The sequence below is a fragment of the Salmonella sp. HY31 genome (assembly GCF_042604575.1).
In the GTDB taxonomy this organism is placed as follows: Bacteria; Pseudomonadota; Gammaproteobacteria; order Enterobacterales; family Enterobacteriaceae; genus Salmonella; species Salmonella diarizonae.
The window spans coordinates 4,545,362-4,564,689 of the sequence record NZ_CP170479.1 but is presented as its reverse complement, the minus strand read 5'-3'; the positions used below and the strand labels follow the sequence as shown (position 1 = coordinate 4,564,689).

General features: G+C 51.9%; 12 protein-coding genes, 6 tRNA genes and 3 rRNA genes. 19 read left to right on the top strand and 2 right to left on the bottom strand.

Translation table 11 applies throughout. The features are described 5' to 3' along the window. The first annotated feature begins 193 nt into the window (after nt 1-193). From ACE15A_RS21855 to birA, 7 genes are all read left to right on the top strand, one after another. A 16S ribosomal RNA gene (locus tag ACE15A_RS21855) occupies nt 194-1,735 on the top strand. 69 nt (nt 1,736-1,804) lie between these two features. Further along, nucleotides 1,805-1,881, top strand: a tRNA-Ile gene (locus tag ACE15A_RS21850). Between the two features lie 111 nt (nt 1,882-1,992). After that, nucleotides 1,993-2,068 (top strand) — tRNA-Ala (locus tag ACE15A_RS21845). Nucleotides 2,069-2,377: 309 nt separating this feature from the next. Further along, nucleotides 2,378-5,383: ribosomal RNA gene (locus ACE15A_RS21840) — 23S ribosomal RNA — on the top strand. Between the two features lie 197 nt (nt 5,384-5,580). Next, a 5S ribosomal RNA gene (gene rrf / locus ACE15A_RS21835) occupies nt 5,581-5,696 on the top strand. Together the 16S, 23S and 5S rRNA genes with 2 tRNA genes alongside form the textbook arrangement of a ribosomal RNA operon. Nucleotides 5,697-6,052: 356 nt before the next feature. After that, the gene (gene murB / locus ACE15A_RS21830; RefSeq protein WP_053510953.1) at nt 6,053-7,081 is read left to right on the top strand and encodes a UDP-N-acetylmuramate dehydrogenase; all 1,029 of its coding nucleotides are present in this window, start codon (nt 6,053-6,055) and stop codon (nt 7,079-7,081) included. Next, the gene (birA, locus tag ACE15A_RS21825; protein ID WP_053510951.1) at nt 7,078-8,040 is read left to right on the top strand and encodes a bifunctional biotin--[acetyl-CoA-carboxylase] ligase/biotin operon repressor BirA; all 963 of its coding nucleotides are present in this window, start codon (nt 7,078-7,080) and stop codon (nt 8,038-8,040) included. Before murB ends, birA begins: the two co-directional genes overlap by 4 nt. A gap of 33 nt (nt 8,041-8,073) precedes the next feature. On the opposite strand, the gene coaA is transcribed toward birA, so the two are convergent. Together coaA and ACE15A_RS21815 are read right to left on the bottom strand one after the other, a co-directional pair. Next, complete coding sequence (gene coaA, locus ACE15A_RS21820) at nt 8,074-9,024, bottom strand: type I pantothenate kinase (protein ID WP_053510949.1); 951 nt, start codon at nt 9,022-9,024, stop codon at nt 8,074-8,076. Between the two features lie 208 nt (nt 9,025-9,232). Beyond that, on the bottom strand, nt 9,233-9,406 hold the full coding sequence (locus tag ACE15A_RS21815) for a hypothetical protein (RefSeq protein WP_053510947.1): 174 nt from the start codon (nt 9,404-9,406) through the stop codon (nt 9,233-9,235). 19 nt (nt 9,407-9,425) lie between these two features. Between ACE15A_RS21815 and ACE15A_RS21810 the strand changes: the two genes are divergently transcribed. From ACE15A_RS21810 to rpoB, 12 genes are all read left to right on the top strand, one after another. After that, a tRNA-Thr gene (locus ACE15A_RS21810) sits at nt 9,426-9,501 on the top strand. Between the two features lie 8 nt (nt 9,502-9,509). Then, a tRNA-Tyr gene (locus ACE15A_RS21805) sits at nt 9,510-9,594 on the top strand. Nucleotides 9,595-9,710: 116 nt separating this feature from the next. Continuing rightward, nucleotides 9,711-9,785 (top strand) — tRNA-Gly (locus tag ACE15A_RS21800). 6 nt (nt 9,786-9,791) lie between these two features. Then, nucleotides 9,792-9,867, top strand: a tRNA-Thr gene (locus tag ACE15A_RS21795). A gap of 115 nt (nt 9,868-9,982) precedes the next feature. Further along, on the top strand, nt 9,983-11,167 hold the full coding sequence (tuf, locus tag ACE15A_RS21790) for an elongation factor Tu (RefSeq protein WP_000031748.1): 1,185 nt from the start codon (nt 9,983-9,985) through the stop codon (nt 11,165-11,167). Nucleotides 11,168-11,396: 229 nt separating this feature from the next. Further along, on the top strand, nt 11,397-11,780 hold the full coding sequence (gene secE / locus ACE15A_RS21785; RefSeq protein ID WP_001275691.1) for a preprotein translocase subunit SecE: 384 nt from the start codon (nt 11,397-11,399) through the stop codon (nt 11,778-11,780). A gap of 1 nt (nt 11,781) precedes the next feature. Then, entirely contained in the window at nt 11,782-12,327 is a 546-nt protein-coding gene (gene nusG / locus ACE15A_RS21780; protein WP_001287521.1) for a transcription termination/antitermination protein NusG, read from the top strand. Nucleotides 12,328-12,484: 157 nt separating this feature from the next. Beyond that, nucleotides 12,485-12,913 (top strand): 50S ribosomal protein L11, encoded by a 429-nt coding sequence (rplK, locus tag ACE15A_RS21775; RefSeq protein ID WP_001085926.1) that lies wholly within the window; start codon nt 12,485-12,487, stop codon nt 12,911-12,913. A 3-nt stretch (nt 12,914-12,916) separates the two neighbouring features. Further along, a complete protein-coding gene (rplA, locus tag ACE15A_RS21770; RefSeq protein WP_001096676.1) occupies nt 12,917-13,621 on the top strand; it encodes a 50S ribosomal protein L1 in 705 nt (234 codons plus the stop codon). Between the two features lie 420 nt (nt 13,622-14,041). Continuing rightward, entirely contained in the window at nt 14,042-14,539 is a 498-nt protein-coding gene (gene rplJ, locus ACE15A_RS21765; protein WP_001207203.1) for a 50S ribosomal protein L10, read from the top strand. A gap of 66 nt (nt 14,540-14,605) precedes the next feature. Beyond that, a complete protein-coding gene (gene rplL, locus ACE15A_RS21760; RefSeq protein ID WP_000028879.1) occupies nt 14,606-14,971 on the top strand; it encodes a 50S ribosomal protein L7/L12 in 366 nt (121 codons plus the stop codon). A 317-nt stretch (nt 14,972-15,288) separates the two neighbouring features. After that, nucleotides 15,289-19,317 carry a DNA-directed RNA polymerase subunit beta gene (gene rpoB / locus ACE15A_RS21755; RefSeq protein ID WP_023247911.1) on the top strand — a complete coding sequence of 1,343 codons (4,029 nt, stop codon included), beginning with the start codon at nt 15,289-15,291 and terminating at the stop codon, nt 19,315-19,317. Nucleotides 19,318-19,328 lie beyond the last annotated feature (11 nt).

The window sequence follows — 19,328 nt, the reverse complement described above, 5'->3', positions numbered from 1 at the left end:
GGGAAAGCGTAATATGCACACCCCGCGCCGCTGAGAAAAGCGCAGCGGCACTGCTCTTTAACAATTTATCAGACAATCTGTGTGGGCACTCGAAGATACGGATTCTTAACGTCCCCGGACGAAAAATGAATACCAAGTCTCTGAGTGAACACGTAATTCATTACGAAGTTTAATTCACGAGCATCAAACTTTTAAATTGAAGAGTTTGATCATGGCTCAGATTGAACGCTGGCGGCAGGCCTAACACATGCAAGTCGAACGGTAACAGGAAGCAGCTTGCTGCTTTGCTGACGAGTGGCGGACGGGTGAGTAATGTCTGGGAAACTGCCTGATGGAGGGGGATAACTACTGGAAACGGTGGCTAATACCGCATAACGTCGCAAGACCAAAGAGGGGGACCTTCGGGCCTCTTGCCATCAGATGTGCCCAGATGGGATTAGCTTGTTGGTGAGGTAACGGCTCACCAAGGCGACGATCCCTAGCTGGTCTGAGAGGATGACCAGCCACACTGGAACTGAGACACGGTCCAGACTCCTACGGGAGGCAGCAGTGGGGAATATTGCACAATGGGCGCAAGCCTGATGCAGCCATGCCGCGTGTATGAAGAAGGCCTTCGGGTTGTAAAGTACTTTCAGCGGGGAGGAAGGTGTTGTGGTTAATAACCGCAGCAATTGACGTTACCCGCAGAAGAAGCACCGGCTAACTCCGTGCCAGCAGCCGCGGTAATACGGAGGGTGCAAGCGTTAATCGGAATTACTGGGCGTAAAGCGCACGCAGGCGGTCTGTCAAGTCGGATGTGAAATCCCCGGGCTCAACCTGGGAACTGCATTCGAAACTGGCAGGCTTGAGTCTTGTAGAGGGGGGTAGAATTCCAGGTGTAGCGGTGAAATGCGTAGAGATCTGGAGGAATACCGGTGGCGAAGGCGGCCCCCTGGACAAAGACTGACGCTCAGGTGCGAAAGCGTGGGGAGCAAACAGGATTAGATACCCTGGTAGTCCACGCCGTAAACGATGTCTACTTGGAGGCTGTGCCCTTGAGGCGTGGCTTCCGGAGCTAACGCGTTAAGTAGACCGCCTGGGGAGTACGGCCGCAAGGTTAAAACTCAAATGAATTGACGGGGGCCCGCACAAGCGGTGGAGCATGTGGTTTAATTCGATGCAACGCGAAGAACCTTACCTGGTCTTGACATCCACAGAAGTTTGCAGAGATGCGAATGTGCCTTCGGGAACTGTGAGACAGGTGCTGCATGGCTGTCGTCAGCTCGTGTTGTGAAATGTTGGGTTAAGTCCCGCAACGAGCGCAACCCTTATCCTTTGTTGCCAGCGATTAGGTCGGGAACTCAAAGGAGACTGCCAGTGATAAACTGGAGGAAGGTGGGGATGACGTCAAGTCATCATGGCCCTTACGACCAGGGCTACACACGTGCTACAATGGCGCATACAAAGAGAAGCGACCTCGCGAGAGCAAGCGGACCTCATAAAGTGCGTCGTAGTCCGGATTGGAGTCTGCAACTCGACTCCATGAAGTCGGAATCGCTAGTAATCGTGGATCAGAATGCCACGGTGAATACGTTCCCGGGCCTTGTACACACCGCCCGTCACACCATGGGAGTGGGTTGCAAAAGAAGTAGGTAGCTTAACCTTCGGGAGGGCGCTTACCACTTTGTGATTCATGACTGGGGTGAAGTCGTAACAAGGTAACCGTAGGGGAACCTGCGGTTGGATCACCTCCTTACCTGAAAGAAACGGTCTTTGCAGTGCTCACACAGATTGTCTGATGAAAAACGAGCAGTAAAACCTCTACAGGCTTGTAGCTCAGGTGGTTAGAGCGCACCCCTGATAAGGGTGAGGTCGGTGGTTCAAGTCCACTCAGGCCTACCAAATTTTCCCTGAATACTGCGTTGTGAAATAACTCACATACTGATGTATGCTTCGTTATTCCACGCCTTGTCTCAGGAAAAATTATCGGTAAAGAGGTTCTGACTACACGATGGGGCTATAGCTCAGCTGGGAGAGCGCCTGCTTTGCACGCAGGAGGTCTGCGGTTCGATCCCGCATAGCTCCACCATCTCGTGAGTGTATTACGAAAAAATACTTCAGAGTGTACCTGAAAGGGTTCACTGCGAAGTTTTGCTCTTTAAAAATCTGGATCAAGCTGAAAATTGAAACAAGAACAATTTCGATTGTTCATGAGTCTCTCAAATTTTCGCAATCATGAAGATGACCTGTAAAAGGTGAAGTGAGCGAAGTGAAGACAAGGCGTACCGCACGCAGCGAGCGCAGTGGACTTGATGTCCATGAGCATCGCGAGTACGGAACAACGCAGTATTCACAACGCGCAACAAACCGGACAGAACAAGACATCTTCGGGTTGTGAGGTTAAGCGACCAAGCGTACACGGTGGATGCCCTGGCAGTCAGAGGCGATGAAGGACGTGCTAATCTGCGAAAAGCGCCGGTAAGGTGATATGAACCGTTATAACCGGCGATGTCCGAATGGGGAAACCCAGTGTGACTCGTCACACTATCATTAACTGAATCCATAGGTTAATGAGGCGAACCGGGGGAACTGAAACATCTAAGTACCCCGAGGAAAAGAAATCAACCGAGATTCCCCCAGTAGCGGCGAGCGAACGGGGAGGAGCCCAGAGCCTGAATCAGCATGTGTGTTAGTGGAAGCGTCTGGAAAGGCGCGCGATACAGGGTGAGAGCCCCGTACACAAAAGCGCACATGCTGTGAGCTCGATGAGTAGGGCGGGACACGTGGTATCCTGTCTGAATATGGGGGGACCATCCTCCAAGGCTAAATACTCCTGACTGACCGATAGTGAACCAGTACCGTGAGGGAAAGGCGAAAAGAACCCCGGCGAGGGGAGTGAAACAGAACCTGAAACCGTGTACGTACAAGCAGTGGGAGCCCCACCACTAAGCCAGTGGTGAACTCCACATACGCATCCTTTGCGGAAGATGCGGTTAACGGAGCGAAAGCGACGTTCAACCTCAGAAGAAGCAGAGGGGGCTTAGTGGTGGGGTGACTGCGTACCTTTTGTATAATGGGTCAGCGACTTATATTCTGTAGCAAGGTTAACCGCATAGGGGAGCCGAAGGGAAACCGAGTCTTAATTGGGCGTTAAGTTGCAGGGTATAGACCCGAAACCCGGTGATCTAGCCATGGGCAGGTTGAAGGTTGGGTAACACTAACTGGAGGACCGAACCGACTAATGTTGAAAAATTAGCGGATGACCTGTGGCTGGGGGTGAAAGGCCAATCAAACCGGGAGATAGCTGGTTCTCCCCGAAAGCTATTTAGGTAGCGCCTCGTGAACTCATCTCCGGGGGTAGAGCACTGTTTCGGCTAGGGGGCCATCCCGGCTTACCAACCCGATGCAAACTGCGAATACCGGAGAATGTTATCACGGGAGACACACGGCGGGTGCTAACGTCCGTCGTGAAGAGGGAAACAACCCAGACCGCCAGCTAAGGTCCCAAAGTCATGGTTAAGTGGGAAACGATGTGGGAAGGCCCAGACAGCCAGGATGTTGGCTTAGAAGCAGCCATCATTTAAAGAAAGCGTAATAGCTCACTGGTCGAGTCGGCCTGCGCGGAAGATGTAACGGGGCTAAACCATGCACCGAAGCTGCGGCAGCGACACTGTGTGTTGTTGGGTAGGGGAGCGTTCTGTAAGCCGTTGAAGGTGTCCTGTGAGGGGTGCTGGAGGTATCAGAAGTGCGAATGCTGACATAAGTAACGATAAAGCGGGTGAAAAGCCCGCTCGCCGGAAGACCAAGGGTTCCTGTCCAACGTTAATCGGGGCAGGGTGAGTCGACCCCTAAGGCGAGGCCGAAAGGCGTAGTCGATGGGAAACGGGTTAATATTCCCGTACTTGGTGTTACTGCGAAGGGGGGACGGAGAAGGCTATGTTGGCCGGGCGACGGTTGTCCCGGTTTAAGCGTGTAGGTGTGTGTTCCAGGTAAATCCGGTTCACTTTAACACTGAGGCGTGATGACGAGGCACCACGGTGCTGAAGCAACAAATGCCCTGCTTCCAGGAAAAGCCTCTAAGCATCAGGTAACATCAAATCGTACCCCAAACCGACACAGGTGGTCAGGTAGAGAATACCAAGGCGCTTGAGAGAACTCGGGTGAAGGAACTAGGCAAAATGGTGCCGTAACTTCGGGAGAAGGCACGCTGACACGTAGGTGAAGTGATTTACTCATGGAGCTGAAGTCAGTCGAAGATACCAGCTGGCTGCAACTGTTTATTAAAAACACAGCACTGTGCAAACACGAAAGTGGACGTATACGGTGTGACGCCTGCCCGGTGCCGGAAGGTTAATTGATGGGGTCAGCGCAAGCGAAGCTCCTGATCGAAGCCCCGGTAAACGGCGGCCGTAACTATAACGGTCCTAAGGTAGCGAAATTCCTTGTCGGGTAAGTTCCGACCTGCACGAATGGCGTAATGATGGCCAGGCTGTCTCCACCCGAGACTCAGTGAAATTGAACTCGCTGTGAAGATGCAGTGTACCCGCGGCAAGACGGAAAGACCCCGTGAACCTTTACTATAGCTTGACACTGAACATTGAGCCTTGATGTGTAGGATAGGTGGGAGGCTTTGAAGCGTGGACGCCAGTCTGCGTGGAGCCGACCTTGAAATACCACCCTTTAATGTTTGATGTTCTAACGTGGACCCGTAATCCGGGTTGCGGACAGTGTCTGGTGGGTAGTTTGACTGGGGCGGTCTCCTCCTAAAGAGTAACGGAGGAGCACGAAGGTTGGCTAATCCTGGTCGGACATCAGGAGGTTAGTGCAATGGCATAAGCCAGCTTGACTGCGAGCGTGACGGCGCGAGCAGGTGCGAAAGCAGGTCATAGTGATCCGGTGGTTCTGAATGGAAGGGCCATCGCTCAACGGATAAAAGGTACTCCGGGGATAACAGGCTGATACCGCCCAAGAGTTCATATCGACGGCGGTGTTTGGCACCTCGATGTCGGCTCATCACATCCTGGGGCTGAAGTAGGTCCCAAGGGTATGGCTGTTCGCCATTTAAAGTGGTACGCGAGCTGGGTTTAGAACGTCGTGAGACAGTTCGGTCCCTATCTGCCGTGGGCGCTGGAAGACTGAGGGGGGCTGCTCCTAGTACGAGAGGACCGGAGTGGACGCATCACTGGTGTTCGGGTTGTCATGCCAATGGCACTGCCCGGTAGCTAAATGCGGAAAAGATAAGTGCTGAAAGCATCTAAGCACGAAACTTGCCCCGAGATGAGTCTTCCCTGAGACCTTGAGTCTCCTGAAGGAACGTTAAAGACGATGACGTTGATAGGCCGGGTGTGTAAGCGCAGCGATGCGTTGAGCTAACCGGTACTAATGAACCGTGAGGCTTAACCTTACAACGCCGAAGATGTTTTGGCGGTTGAGAGACGATTTTCAGCACTGATTCAGAGTTGAGTACGCAATAATTTGCGCAGCAGCAAGGCGGCAAGCGAAGGAAAGGAAGGAGCATACAGAAGTATGTGCCTGACTTTACGAATGCAGCCAACACCGCTGATGCGATAAAGAATTGCGTACAGAGCACAAAAGAATTTGCCTGGCGGCCGTAGCGCGGTGGTCCCACCTGACCCCATGCCGAACTCAGAAGTGAAACGCCGTAGCGCCGATGGTAGTGTGGGGTCTCCCCATGCGAGAGTAGGGAACTGCCAGGCATCAAATAAAACGAAGGGCCCTGTCGCAAGACAGGGCCCTTCGTTTTATCTGTAGTCTGTCGGTGAGCGCTCTCCTGAGGAGGACAAATCCGCCGGGAGCGGATTTGAACGTTGCGCAGCAACGGCCCGGAGGGTGGCGGGCAGGACGCCCGCCATAAACTGCCAGGCATCGAATAGTGAAGAAGCCCATCCTGACGGATGGGCTTTTTTGCGTCTGTGGCCGGGTATGCACTGCCGGATGGCGGCTCCGCCTTATCCAGCCTACAGGGACGTACAGATCCACCCTCGATATAACCGCAAGCCTTCCCAACACAGATACGGTAAACTATTGCCGATTGAGTATCAGGAAAGCAGCCATGACCCATTCCCTAAAACCCTGGAATACCTTCGGCATTGATCATTGTGCAAAGCACATCGTATGCGCTGAAAACGAACAACAACTACTGAGCGCCTGGCAGCAAGCAACTCGTGAGGGACTGCCGGTTATGATCCTGGGTGAAGGAAGCAACGTCCTGTTTCTGGAAAATTACGCCGGCACCGTGATCCTTAACCGCCTGAAAGGTATTGAGGTAAAGGAAACGGCAGAGGCGTGGTATCTGTATGTTGGCGCCGGAGAGAACTGGCATCAACTCGTTCGCTACGCGCTGGACAACAACATGCCCGGCCTGGAGAATCTGGCGCTCATCCCTGGCTGCGTTGGTTCCTCGCCTATACAGAATATTGGCGCGTATGGTGTAGAACTACAGCGCGTCTGCGACTATGTTGACTGCGTTGAACTGGAAACGGGAAAACGTCTGCGTTTGTCCGCGGCGGAATGCCGTTTCGGCTATCGTGACAGTATCTTCAAACATGAATATCAGGATCGCGTTGCGATCGTCGCGGTGGGTCTGCGTCTGTCAAAACAATGGCAGCCGGTGTTGACCTATGGCGATCTTACTTGTCTGGACCCGAAAACGGTCACCGCGCAACAGGTGTTTGATGCTGTATGCCATATGCGCACCACAAAATTGCCGGACCCTAAAGTGAATGGCAATGCGGGCAGCTTTTTTAAAAATCCCGTTGTCGCAGCCGATATCGCCATGGAACTGTTGGAACGATTTCCCAACGCGCCGCATTACCCTCAGGCAGACGGCTCAGTGAAGCTGGCGGCAGGCTGGCTGATTGACCAATGCCAGTTGAAAGGCGTCACCATTGGCGGCGCTGCGGTGCATCGCCAACAGGCGCTGGTACTGATTAATGCTAATGATGCGACAAGTAAAGACGTGGTGGCGCTGGCGCATCATGTCCGGCAAAAAGTGGGGGAAAAATTTAATGTCTGGCTGGAGCCTGAGGTTCGCTTTATTGGTCAGTCCGGAGAGGTGAACGCTGTGGAGAGCATTGCATGAAAGATACTACCGTTCCCCTGACGCTGATCTCGCTACTTGCCGACGGAGAGTTTCACTCAGGCGAGCAGTTGGGTGAATGGCTGGGAATGAGCCGCGCGGCAATTAATAAACATATCCAGACATTACGCGACTGGGGGGTAGATGTATTTACCGTTCCCGGGAAAGGATATAGCTTACCGGAACCCATCCAGTTACTGGATGCTGACCGTATTCATAGCCAACTGGATAGCGGAAACGTGGCGGTATTGCCTGTTATCGATTCAACGAATCAGTATTTACTTGATCGAATTAGCGAGCTGCGCTCAGGCGATGCCTGTGTAGCAGAATACCAACAGGCGGGGCGTGGTCGTCGTGGGCGTAAATGGTTCTCACCGTTTGGCGCGAATCTATATCTCTCAATGTATTGGCGTCTGGAGCAGGGACCTGCAGCGGCAATAGGCCTGAGTCTGGTCATTGGAATTGTGATGGCGGAAGTGCTGCGTGAACTGGGCGCTGACAAAGTTCGCGTGAAGTGGCCTAACGACCTCTACCTGCTGGATCGCAAATTGGCTGGTATTTTGGTCGAGTTAACCGGTAAAACGGGCGATGCCGCACAAATAGTGATTGGCGCTGGTATTAACATGGCAATGCGTCATGTAGAAGAGGACGTGATAAATCAGGGATGGATCACGTTGCAGGAGGCCGGAATTACGCTCGATCGCAATATGCTGGCTGCAAAGCTGATTTATAAGCTACGCGCTGCGCTTGAACTTTTTGAGCAAGAAGGTCTTTCGCCTTATCTTTCGCGCTGGAAAAAACTGGATAATTTTATTGATCGTCCGGTAAAACTGATTATTGGCGACAAAGAAATATTTGGTATTTCTCGCGGCATTGATACTCAGGGCGCATTATTGCTTGAACAGGATGGCGTGATTAAACCCTGGATGGGGGGAGAAATATCTCTGCGGAGCGCCGAATAGTAAAAAGGGGAGTCGTTGCTCCCCTTTCTTCTATTATTTTCGTAATCTTACCTGTTCTACCGCATGGTTGGCGCTCTTGGTCATAATAAGGCTGGCACGTTCTCGCGTGGGTAAGATATTTTGTTTTAAATTCAACCAGTTAATTTCTTTCCAAAGCGAAGCAGCTATATTAACTGCTTCTTCTTTAGATAATTTTGCATAATTGTGGAAATAAGAGTCAGGATCGGTAAATGCCCCTTCACGGAATTTCAGGAAGCGATTGATATACCATGTCTGAAGAAGTTCTTCTGGCGCATCAACGTAAATAGAGAAATCAACGAAATCAGAGACAAATACATGGTGCGGATCGTGAGGATAATCCATACCGCTTTGTAAAACATTTAAACCTTCAAGAATCAATATATCAGGCTGAGCGACGGTTTTATCCCCTTCAGGAATAACATCGTAAATCAAATGAGAATAGACTGGCGCCGTCACGTTCGGTACGCCCGACTTGAGGTCAGAAACGAATTTCACCAGTCGGTGCATATCATACGATTCGGGAAACCCCTTTTTCTTCATTAACCCGCGTTCTTTCAACACCTGGTTTGGGTGGAGGAAGCCGTCTGTAGTAATCAATTCAACACGGCGGTGTTCCGGCCAGCGGCTCAGCAACGCTTGCAGAACGCGCGCTGTCGTGCTTTTACCCACTGCGACGCTGCCCGCGATACTGATGATATAAGGGATTCGTTGGCCGTTAGTGCCCAGAAACTGTTCCAGGACAGCCTGACGACGCAGATTTGAACTGATATAAAAATTTAGCAAACGGGAGAGGGGTAAATATATTTCTGCAACTTCTTCCAGCGATAAATCTTCATTAATGCCTTTTAACTGCGCGATCTCATCCTCGGTCAGAGTCATCGGCACAGAATCGCGAAGCGCAGCCCACTGGCTGCGATCAAACTGTAGGTAAGGCGTCATTAACGATTGCTCTTTTATACTCATAAGCATGTTTCTGGCTGCTATTGCTACATCAGTTTAGCGATGAACGAGAGCCATCCCTGACATGCAACGGCACGTCACATTTAAGTTAATTTGGACAATGGGCAGGAGGGTAACACCAGATGGGGAGGAATAATAAGAAAAAATCTCGCTGTGAAAGCTATCGCTGAGAAGCAATGTGACGAATATACCAGATACAGAAGATTGCTTTTTATCGACGGCGCGTTGAAATACCGTGTCGTATCCTGGTTAGACGGTCAGTAAAATGCCGAAAATTTATGCTCTCTTGTTTGAAATTAGAGCATTTTTGTCTCTTATAGCGCAAAATGTGAGCGATAGAACATTTTATGCAATTTTTTAGTTGCATGAGCACGCAGGTCTCCATAGAATGCGCGCTACTTGATGCCGACTTAGCTCAGTAGGTAGAGCAACTGACTTGTAATCAGTAGGTCACCAGTTCGATTCCGGTAGTCGGCACCATCAAGTCCGGTGGGGTTCCCGAGCGGCCAAAGGGAGCAGACTGTAAATCTGCCGTCACAGACTTCGAAGGTTCGAATCCTTCCCCCACCACCATTTTCGGCCACGCGATGGCGTAGCCCGAGACGATAAGTTCGCTTACCGGCTCGAATAAAGAGAGTTTCTCTCGATATTCAGTGCAGAATGAAAATCAGGTAGCCGAGTTCCAGGATGCGGGCATCGTATAATGGCTATTACCTCAGCCTTCCAAGCTGATGATGCGGGTTCGATTCCCGCTGCCCGCTCCAAGATGTGCTGATATAGCTCAGTTGGTAGAGCGCACCCTTGGTAAGGGTGAGGTCGGCAGTTCGAATCTGCCTATCAGCACCACTTCTTTTCTCCTTCCTGTTTTTCTCTTCTGTTTATTAGCATTCAACAAGTCGGGCGTGTTGCCTGGTTGATGTGGTGATATCACCGATTTATCCGTGTCTTAGAGGGACAATCGATGTCTAAAGAAAAGTTTGAACGTACAAAACCGCACGTTAACGTCGGTACTATCGGCCACGTTGACCATGGTAAAACAACGCTGACCGCTGCCATCACTACCGTACTGGCTAAAACCTACGGCGGTGCCGCTCGCGCATTCGACCAGATCGATAACGCGCCGGAAGAAAAAGCGCGTGGTATCACCATCAACACTTCTCACGTTGAATACGATACCCCGACCCGCCACTACGCACACGTAGACTGCCCGGGGCACGCCGACTATGTTAAAAACATGATCACCGGTGCTGCGCAGATGGACGGCGCGATCCTGGTTGTTGCTGCGACTGACGGCCCGATGCCGCAGACCCGTGAGCACATCCTGCTGGGTCGTCAGGTAGGCGTTCCGTACATCATCGTGTTCCTGAACAAATGCGACATGGTTGATGACGAAGAGCTGCTGGAACTGGTAGAAATGGAAGTTCGTGAACTTCTGTCTCAGTACGACTTCCCGGGCGACGACACGCCAATCGTTCGTGGTTCTGCTCTGAAAGCGCTGGAAGGCGACGCAGAGTGGGAAGCGAAAATCATCGAACTGGCTGGCTTCCTGGATTCTTACATCCCGGAACCAGAGCGTGCGATTGACAAGCCGTTCCTGCTGCCGATCGAAGACGTATTCTCCATCTCCGGTCGTGGTACCGTTGTTACCGGTCGTGTAGAGCGCGGTATCATCAAAGTGGGCGAAGAAGTTGAAATCGTTGGTATCAAAGAGACTCAGAAGTCTACCTGTACTGGCGTTGAAATGTTCCGCAAACTGCTGGACGAAGGCCGTGCTGGTGAGAACGTAGGTGTTCTGCTGCGTGGTATCAAACGTGAAGAAATCGAACGTGGTCAGGTACTGGCTAAGCCGGGCACCATCAAGCCGCACACCAAGTTCGAATCTGAAGTGTATATTCTGTCCAAAGATGAAGGCGGCCGTCATACTCCGTTCTTCAAAGGCTACCGTCCGCAGTTCTACTTCCGTACCACTGACGTGACTGGCACCATCGAACTGCCGGAAGGTGTGGAGATGGTAATGCCGGGCGACAACATCAAAATGGTTGTTACCCTGATCCACCCGATCGCGATGGACGACGGTCTGCGTTTCGCAATCCGTGAAGGCGGCCGTACCGTTGGCGCGGGCGTTGTTGCTAAAGTTCTCGGCTAATCGCTGATAACATTTGACGCAATGCGCAATAAAAGGGCATCATTTGATGCCCTTTTTGCACGCTTTCACACCAGAACCTGGCTCATCAGTGATTTTATTTGTCATAATCATTGCTGAGACAGGCTCTGTAGAGGGCGTATAATCCGAAAGGCGAATAAGCGTTTCGATTTGGATTGCCTCGCGATTGCGGGGTGAAAATGTTTGTAGAATACTTCTGACAGGTTGGTTTATGAGTGCGAATACCGAAGCTCAAGGGAGCGGGCGCGGCCTGGAAGCGATGAAGTGGATAGTTGTTGCCATATTGCTGATCGTCGCAATCGTCGGCAACTACCTCTATCGCGACATGATGCTGCCGCTGCGTGCGCTGGCCGTAGTAATTCTGATTGCTGCAGCGGGTGGTGTCGCGCTGTTGACGACAAAAGGTAAAGCAACCGTTGCTTTTGCCCGTGAAGCGAGAACCGAAGTCCGTAAGGTCATTTGGCCGACTCGCCAGGAAACGCTACACACCACGCTGATCGTCGCTGCGGTTACCGCAGTTATGTCACTGATCCTGTGGGGACTGGATGGTATTCTGGTTCGCCTGGTATCCTTTATCACTGGCCTGAGGTTCTGAGATGTCTGAAGCACCTAAAAAGCGCTGGTACGTCGTTCAGGCGTTTTCCGGTTTTGAAGGCCGCGTAGCCACATCGCTGCGCGAGCATATCAAATTACACAACATGGAAGAGCTGTTTGGCGAAGTCATGGTCCCGACTGAAGAAGTCGTTGAGATACGTGGCGGCCAGCGTCGCAAAAGCGAACGCAAATTCTTCCCGGGGTACGTTCTGGTCCAGATGGTCATGAACGACGCAAGCTGGCACCTGGTGCGCAGCGTGCCGCGTGTGATGGGCTTTATCGGCGGTACGTCTGACCGTCCGGCGCCGATCAGCGACAAAGAAGTCGATGCGATCATGAACCGCCTGCAGCAGGTTGGCGATAAGCCGCGGCCGAAAACTCTGTTTGAACCGGGTGAAATGGTTCGTGTTAACGACGGTCCGTTCGCAGACTTTAACGGCGTTGTCGAAGAAGTTGATTATGAGAAGTCTCGCCTGAAAGTGTCTGTTTCTATCTTCGGTCGTGCGACCCCGGTAGAGCTGGACTTCAGCCAGGTTGAGAAAGCGTAAGGCTGCGATCAAAAAAGCAGCGATCTAATCGTTGCATAGGGCGCGAAATTGACATACAATTTCGCGCCTTTTGTTTTTATGGGCCTTATGCCCATAAAGCGATATTTATCACGGGGAGCTTCTCTGAAGCGATACTACCCAATTCGAGGAATTTAGAATGGCTAAGAAAGTACAAGCCTACGTCAAGCTGCAGGTTGCAGCTGGTATGGCGAACCCGAGTCCGCCGGTTGGTCCAGCACTGGGTCAGCAGGGTGTGAACATCATGGAATTCTGCAAAGCGTTCAACGCAAAAACGGATTCCATCGAAAAAGGTCTGCCGATTCCGGTTGTTATTACCGTTTACGCTGACCGTTCTTTCACCTTCGTTACCAAAACGCCTCCGGCAGCTGTTCTGCTGAAAAAAGCGGCTGGTATCAAGTCTGGTTCCGGCAAGCCGAACAAAGACAAAGTAGGTAAAATTTCCCGCGCTCAGCTGCAGGAAATCGCGCAGACCAAAGCTGCCGACATGACCGGTGCCGACATTGAAGCGATGACTCGCTCCATCGAAGGTACTGCACGTTCCATGGGCCTGGTAGTGGAGGACTAAGAAATGGCTAAACTGACCAAGCGTATGCGCGTGATCCGTGAGAAAGTTGATGCGACCAAACAGTACGACATCAACGAAGCTATTGCCCTGCTGAAAGAGCTGGCCACTGCTAAATTCAACGAAAGCGTTGACGTTGCCGTTAACCTCGGCATCGACGCTCGTAAATCTGACCAGAACGTTCGTGGCGCGACTGTACTGCCGCACGGTACTGGCCGTTCTGTTCGCGTTGCCGTATTTACCCAGGGTCCGAACGCTGAAGCAGCTAAAGCTGCTGGCGCTGAGCTGGTAGGTATGGAAGATCTGGCTGACCAGATCAAGAAAGGCGAAATGAACTTTGACGTTGTTATTGCTTCTCCGGATGCAATGCGCGTTGTTGGCCAGCTGGGCCAGGTTCTGGGTCCGCGCGGCCTGATGCCAAACCCGAAAGTCGGTACTGTTACCCCTAACGTTGCTGAAGCGGTTAAGAACGCTAAAGCAGGTCAGGTTCGTTACCGTAACGACAAAAACGGCATCATCCACACCACCATCGGTAAAGTGGACTTTGACGCTGACAAACTGAAAGAAAACCTGGAAGCTCTGCTGGTTGCGCTGAAAAAAGCAAAACCGAGCCAGGCGAAAGGTGTGTACATCAAGAAAGTTAGCATCTCCACCACCATGGGTGCTGGCGTTGCCGTTGATCAGGCTGGTCTGAGCGCATCTGCGAACTAAGATTAGTCTTTACGTGGGCGGTGATTTTGTCTACAATCTTACCCCCACGATTCTGTTGAAATATAACAGAGCACTATGCGAGTCATTTGAATTGCAGCAAGGCAGCAAGTGAGTGAATCGCCAGGAGCATAGTTAACTATGTGACTGGTGTGAACGAGCGCAGCTAACACAGCTACGGTTCAAAGGACGAAGTCATAGAAAGAATTTGTTCGTTGGAGCCTGGCCTATCCAGGCCTCCGTCGAAGACCGCAGGCGTCTCGCAAGAGGCTTAATCCCCTGCGTAGACGGTGACAGAACGCTAAGATTATTTTTTGATACTCTGGCTTGTTTCTGCTCACCGTATTAAGACGCTCTTCTCGTTGAGATGAGTGAAGTGAGTTCCGGAACATGAGTTCCGGCAAACATCCAGGAGCAAAGCTAATGGCTTTAAATCTTCAAGACAAACAAGCGATTGTTGCTGAAGTCAGCGAAGTAGCCAAAGGCGCGCTGTCTGCAGTAGTTGCGGATTCCCGTGGCGTAACTGTAGATAAAATGACTGAACTGCGTAAAGCAGGTCGTGAAGCTGGCGTATACATGCGTGTTGTTCGTAACACCCTGCTGCGCCGCGTCGTTGAAGGTACTCAGTTCGAGTGCCTGAAAGACACGTTTGTTGGTCCGACCCTGATTGCATACTCTATGGAACACCCGGGCGCTGCTGCTCGTCTGTTCAAAGAGTTCGCGAAAGCGAATGCAAAATTTGAGGTCAAAGCTGCAGCCTTTGAAGGTGAGCTGATCCCGGCGTCTCAGATCGACCGCCTGGCAACTCTGCCGACCTACGAAGAAGCAATTGCACGCCTGATGGCAACCATGAAAGAAGCTTCGGCTGGCAAACTGGTTCGCACACTGGCTGCTGTACGCGATGCAAAAGAAGCTGCGTAATCGTAGTTGTCTTTATCAAGCATTTGCTTACGTATAAACTTATTCTGATATTCAGGAACAATTTAAATGTCTATCACTAAAGATCAAATCATTGAAGCAGTTGCAGCTATGTCCGTAATGGACGTTGTAGAACTGATCTCTGCAATGGAAGAAAAATTCGGTGTTTCCGCTGCTGCTGCTGTCGCTGTAGCTGCTGGTCCGGTTGAAGCTGCTGAAGAAAAAACTGAATTCGACGTAATTCTGAAAGCTGCTGGCGCTAACAAAGTTGCTGTTATCAAAGCAGTACGTGGCGCAACTGGTCTGGGCCTGAAAGAAGCTAAAGACCTGGTAGAATCTGCTCCGGCCGCTCTGAAAGAAGGCGTGAGCAAAGATGACGCTGAAGCACTGAAAAAATCTCTGGAAGAAGCTGGCGCTGAAGTTGAAGTTAAATAAGCCAACCCTTCCGGTTGCAGCCTGAGAAATCAGGCTGATGGCTGGTGACTTTTTAGTCACCAGCCTTTTTGCGCTGTAAGGCGCCAGTAGCGTTTCACACTGTTTGACTACTGCTGTGCCTTTCAATGCTTGTTTCTATCGACGACTTAATATACTGCGACAGAGCGTGTGTTCTGTGTAAATCGCAATGAAATGGTTTAAGCGTGATAGCAACAGGCATTGCGGAAAGTATCCATTTTCCGGTCAACAAAATAGTGTTGCACAAACTGTCCCCCGCAGGACAGATGGGTCGACTTGTCAGCGAGCTGAGGAACCCTATGGTTTACTCCTATACCGAGAAAAAACGTATTCGTAAGGATTTTGGTAAACGTCCACAAGTTCTGGATGTACCTTATCTCCTTTCTATCCAGCTTGACTCGTTTCAGAAGTTTATCGAGCAAGATCCTGAAGGGCAGTACGGCCTGGAAGCAGCTTTCCGTTCCGTGTTCCCGATTCAGAGCTACAGCGGTAATTCCGAGCTGCAGTACGTCAGCTACCGCCTTGGCGAACCGGTGTTTGACGTTCAGGAATGTCAGATCCGTGGTGTGACCTATTCCGCACCGCTGCGCGTAAAACTGCGTCTGGTGATCTACGAGCGCGAAGCGCCGGAAGGCACCGTTAAAGACATTAAAGAACAAGAAGTCTACATGGGCGAAATTCCGCTCATGACCGACAACGGTACCTTTGTTATCAACGGTACTGAGCGTGTTATCGTTTCTCAGTTGCACCGTAGTCCGGGCGTCTTCTTTGACTCCGACAAAGGTAAAACCCACTCTTCGGGTAAAGTGCTGTATAACGCGCGCATCATTCCTTACCGTGGTTCCTGGCTGGACTTCGAATTCGATCCGAAGGACAACCTGTTCGTGCGTATCGACCGTCGTCGCAAACTGCCTGCGACTATCATTCTGCGCGCGCTGAACTATACCACTGAGCAGATTCTGGATCTGTTCTTTGAAAAAGTGGTCTTTGAGATCCGCGACAACAAGCTGCAGATGGAACTGGTGCCGGAACGCCTGCGCGGCGAAACCGCTTCCTTTGACATTGAAGCTAACGGCAAAGTGTACGTTGAGAAAGGCCGCCGTATTACTGCGCGCCATATCCGTCAGTTGGAAAAAGACGATATCAAGCATATCGAAGTTCCGGTTGAGTACATTGCGGGCAAAGTCGTCTCTAAAGACTACGTTGACGAATCTACCGGCGAGTTGATCTGCGCGGCGAACATGGAGCTGAGCCTGGATCTGCTGGCTAAGCTGAGCCAGTCTGGTCACAAGCGTATCGAAACGCTGTTTACCAACGATCTGGACCACGGCCCGTACATTTCTGAGACGGTACGCGTCGACCCAACCAACGATCGCCTGAGCGCGCTGGTAGAAATCTACCGTATGATGCGTCCTGGCGAGCCGCCGACACGCGAAGCGGCTGAAAGCCTGTTCGAGAACCTGTTCTTCTCCGAAGACCGCTATGACCTGTCTGCGGTGGGTCGTATGAAGTTCAACCGTTCTCTGCTGCGCGAAGAAATCGAAGGTTCCGGTATCCTGAGCAAAGACGACATCATTGATGTGATGAAGAAGCTCATCGATATCCGTAACGGCAAAGGCGAAGTAGATGATATCGACCACCTCGGCAACCGTCGTATCCGCTCCGTAGGCGAAATGGCGGAAAACCAGTTCCGCGTTGGCCTGGTGCGTGTAGAGCGTGCGGTGAAAGAGCGTCTGTCTCTGGGCGATCTGGATACCCTGATGCCTCAGGATATGATCAACGCCAAGCCGATTTCCGCAGCAGTGAAAGAGTTCTTTGGTTCCAGCCAGCTGTCTCAGTTTATGGACCAGAACAACCCGCTGTCTGAGATTACGCACAAACGTCGTATCTCTGCACTCGGCCCAGGCGGTCTGACCCGCGAACGCGCAGGCTTTGAAGTTCGAGACGTACACCCGACGCACTACGGTCGCGTATGTCCTATCGAAACGCCTGAAGGTCCGAACATCGGCCTGATCAACTCCCTGTCCGTGTACGCACAGACTAACGAATATGGCTTCCTTGAGACGCCGTACCGTCGTGTGGTTGATGGCGTGGTCACTGACGAAATTCATTACCTGTCTGCTATCGAAGAAGGCAATTACGTTATCGCTCAGGCGAACTCCAACCTGGATGACGAAGGCCACTTTGTAGAAGACCTGGTAACGTGCCGTAGCAAAGGCGAATCCAGCTTGTTCAGCCGTGATCAGGTTGACTACATGGACGTTTCCACCCAGCAGGTGGTCTCCGTCGGTGCGTCCCTGATTCCATTCCTGGAACACGATGACGCCAACCGTGCATTGATGGGTGCGAACATGCAACGTCAGGCGGTTCCGACGCTGCGCGCTGATAAGCCGCTGGTAGGCACCGGTATGGAACGTGCTGTCGCCGTCGACTCCGGTGTTACTGCAGTGGCTAAACGTGGCGGTACTGTTCAGTACGTGGATGCTTCCCGTATCGTTATCAAAGTTAACGAAGACGAGATGTACCCGGGCGAAGCGGGTATCGACATCTATAACCTGACCAAATACACCCGTTCTAACCAGAACACCTGTATCAACCAGATGCCATGTGTGTCTCTGGGCGAGCCGGTTGAACGCGGCGACGTGCTGGCAGACGGTCCGTCCACCGACCTCGGTGAACTGGCGCTCGGTCAGAACATGCGCGTGGCGTTCATGCCGTGGAACGGCTACAACTTCGAAGACTCCATCCTCGTTTCCGAGCGTGTTGTTCAGGAAGACCGTTTCACCACCATCCACATTCAGGAACTGGCGTGTGTGTCCCGTGACACCAAGCTGGGGCCGGAAGAGATCACTGCTGATATCCCGAACGTGGGTGAAGCTGCGCTCTCCAAACTGGATGAATCCGGTATCGTTTACATCGGCGCGGAAGTGACCGGCGGCGACATTCTGGTCGGTAAGGTGACGCCGAAAGGTGAAACCCAGCTGACGCCGGAAGAGAAACTGCTGCGTGCTATCTTCGGTGAGAAAGCGTCTGACGTTAAAGACTCTTCTCTGCGCGTACCTAACGGTGTCTCCGGTACGGTTATCGACGTTCAGGTCTTTACTCGCGATGGCGTAGAAAAAGACAAACGTGCTCTGGAAATCGAAGAGATGCAGCTCAAGCAGGCGAAAAAAGACCTGTCTGAAGAACTGCAAATCCTCGAGGCGGGCCTGTTTAGCCGTATCCGTGCGGTGCTGGTTGCTGGCGGCGTTGAAGCTGAGAAGCTCGACAAACTGCCGCGCGATCGCTGGCTGGAACTCGGTCTGACCGACGAAGAGAAACAAAATCAGCTGGAACAACTGGCTGAGCAATATGACGAACTGAAACACGAGTTCGAGAAAAAACTCGAAGCGAAACGCCGTAAAATCACCCAGGGCGACGATCTGGCGCCGGGCGTGCTGAAGATCGTGAAGGTCTATCTGGCTGTTAAACGCCGTATCCAGCCGGGTGATAAGATGGCAGGTCGTCACGGTAACAAGGGTGTTATCTCTAAGATCAACCCGATCGAAGACATGCCTTACGATGAAAACGGCACGCCGGTAGACATCGTACTGAACCCGCTGGGCGTACCGTCTCGTATGAACATCGGTCAGATTCTGGAAACCCACCTGGGTATGGCTGCGAAAGGTATTGGCGACAAGATTAACGCCATGCTGAAACAGCAGCAGGAAGTCGCGAAACTGCGCGAGTTCATCCAGCGTGCCTACGATCTGGGCGCTGACGTTCGTCAGAAAGTCGACCTGAGCACCTTCAGCGATGATGAAGTGCTGCGTCTGGCAGAAAACCTGCGCAAAGGTATGCCGATTGCCACACCAGTGTTCGACGGTGCGAAAGAAGCGGAAATCAAAGAGCTGCTGAAACTGGGCGACCTGCCGACCTCCGGTCAGATCACCCTGTTCGATGGTCGTACGGGTGAACAGTTCGAGCGTCCGGTAACCGTCGGTTACATGTACATGCTGAAACTGAACCACCTGGTTGATGACAAGATGCATGCGCGTTCTACCGGTTCTTACAGCCTGGTTACTCAGCAGCCGCTGGGTGGTAAGGCGCAGTTCGGTGGTCAGCGCTTCGGGGAGATGGAAGTGTGGGCGCTGGAAGCTTACGGCGCCGCCTACACCCTGCAAGAAATGCTCACCGTTAAGTCTGATGACGTCAACGGTCGTACCAAGATGTATAAGAACATCGTGGACGGCAACCATCAGATGGAACCGGGTATGCCGGAATCCTTCAACGTTCTGTTGAAAGAGATCCGCTCGCTGGGCATCAACATCGAACTGGAAGACGAGTAATTCTCGCTCAA

Bases quoted from the DNA above. Each gene is read 5' to 3' on its own strand.
- secE (WP_001275691.1), top strand. From the start codon at position 11,397: ATGAGTGCGAATACCGAAGCTCAAGGGAGCGGGCGCGGCCTGGAAGCG.
- rplK (WP_001085926.1), top strand. From the start codon at position 12,485: ATGGCTAAGAAAGTACAAGCCTACGTCAAGCTGCAGGTTGCAGCTGGT.
- murB (WP_053510953.1), top strand. From the start codon at position 6,053: ATGACCCATTCCCTAAAACCCTGGAATACCTTCGGCATTGATCATTGT.
- nusG (WP_001287521.1), top strand. From the start codon at position 11,782: ATGTCTGAAGCACCTAAAAAGCGCTGGTACGTCGTTCAGGCGTTTTCC.
- rplJ (WP_001207203.1), top strand. From the start codon at position 14,042: ATGGCTTTAAATCTTCAAGACAAACAAGCGATTGTTGCTGAAGTCAGC.
- tuf (WP_000031748.1), top strand. From the start codon at position 9,983: ATGTCTAAAGAAAAGTTTGAACGTACAAAACCGCACGTTAACGTCGGT.
- rplL (WP_000028879.1), top strand. From the start codon at position 14,606: ATGTCTATCACTAAAGATCAAATCATTGAAGCAGTTGCAGCTATGTCC.
- birA (WP_053510951.1), top strand. From the start codon at position 7,078: ATGAAAGATACTACCGTTCCCCTGACGCTGATCTCGCTACTTGCCGAC.
- coaA (WP_053510949.1), bottom strand. From the start codon at position 9,024: ATGAGTATAAAAGAGCAATCGTTAATGACGCCTTACCTACAGTTTGAT.
- rpoB (WP_023247911.1), top strand. From the start codon at position 15,289: ATGGTTTACTCCTATACCGAGAAAAAACGTATTCGTAAGGATTTTGGT.
- ACE15A_RS21815 (WP_053510947.1), bottom strand. From the start codon at position 9,406: ATGGAGACCTGCGTGCTCATGCAACTAAAAAATTGCATAAAATGTTCT.
- rplA (WP_001096676.1), top strand. From the start codon at position 12,917: ATGGCTAAACTGACCAAGCGTATGCGCGTGATCCGTGAGAAAGTTGAT.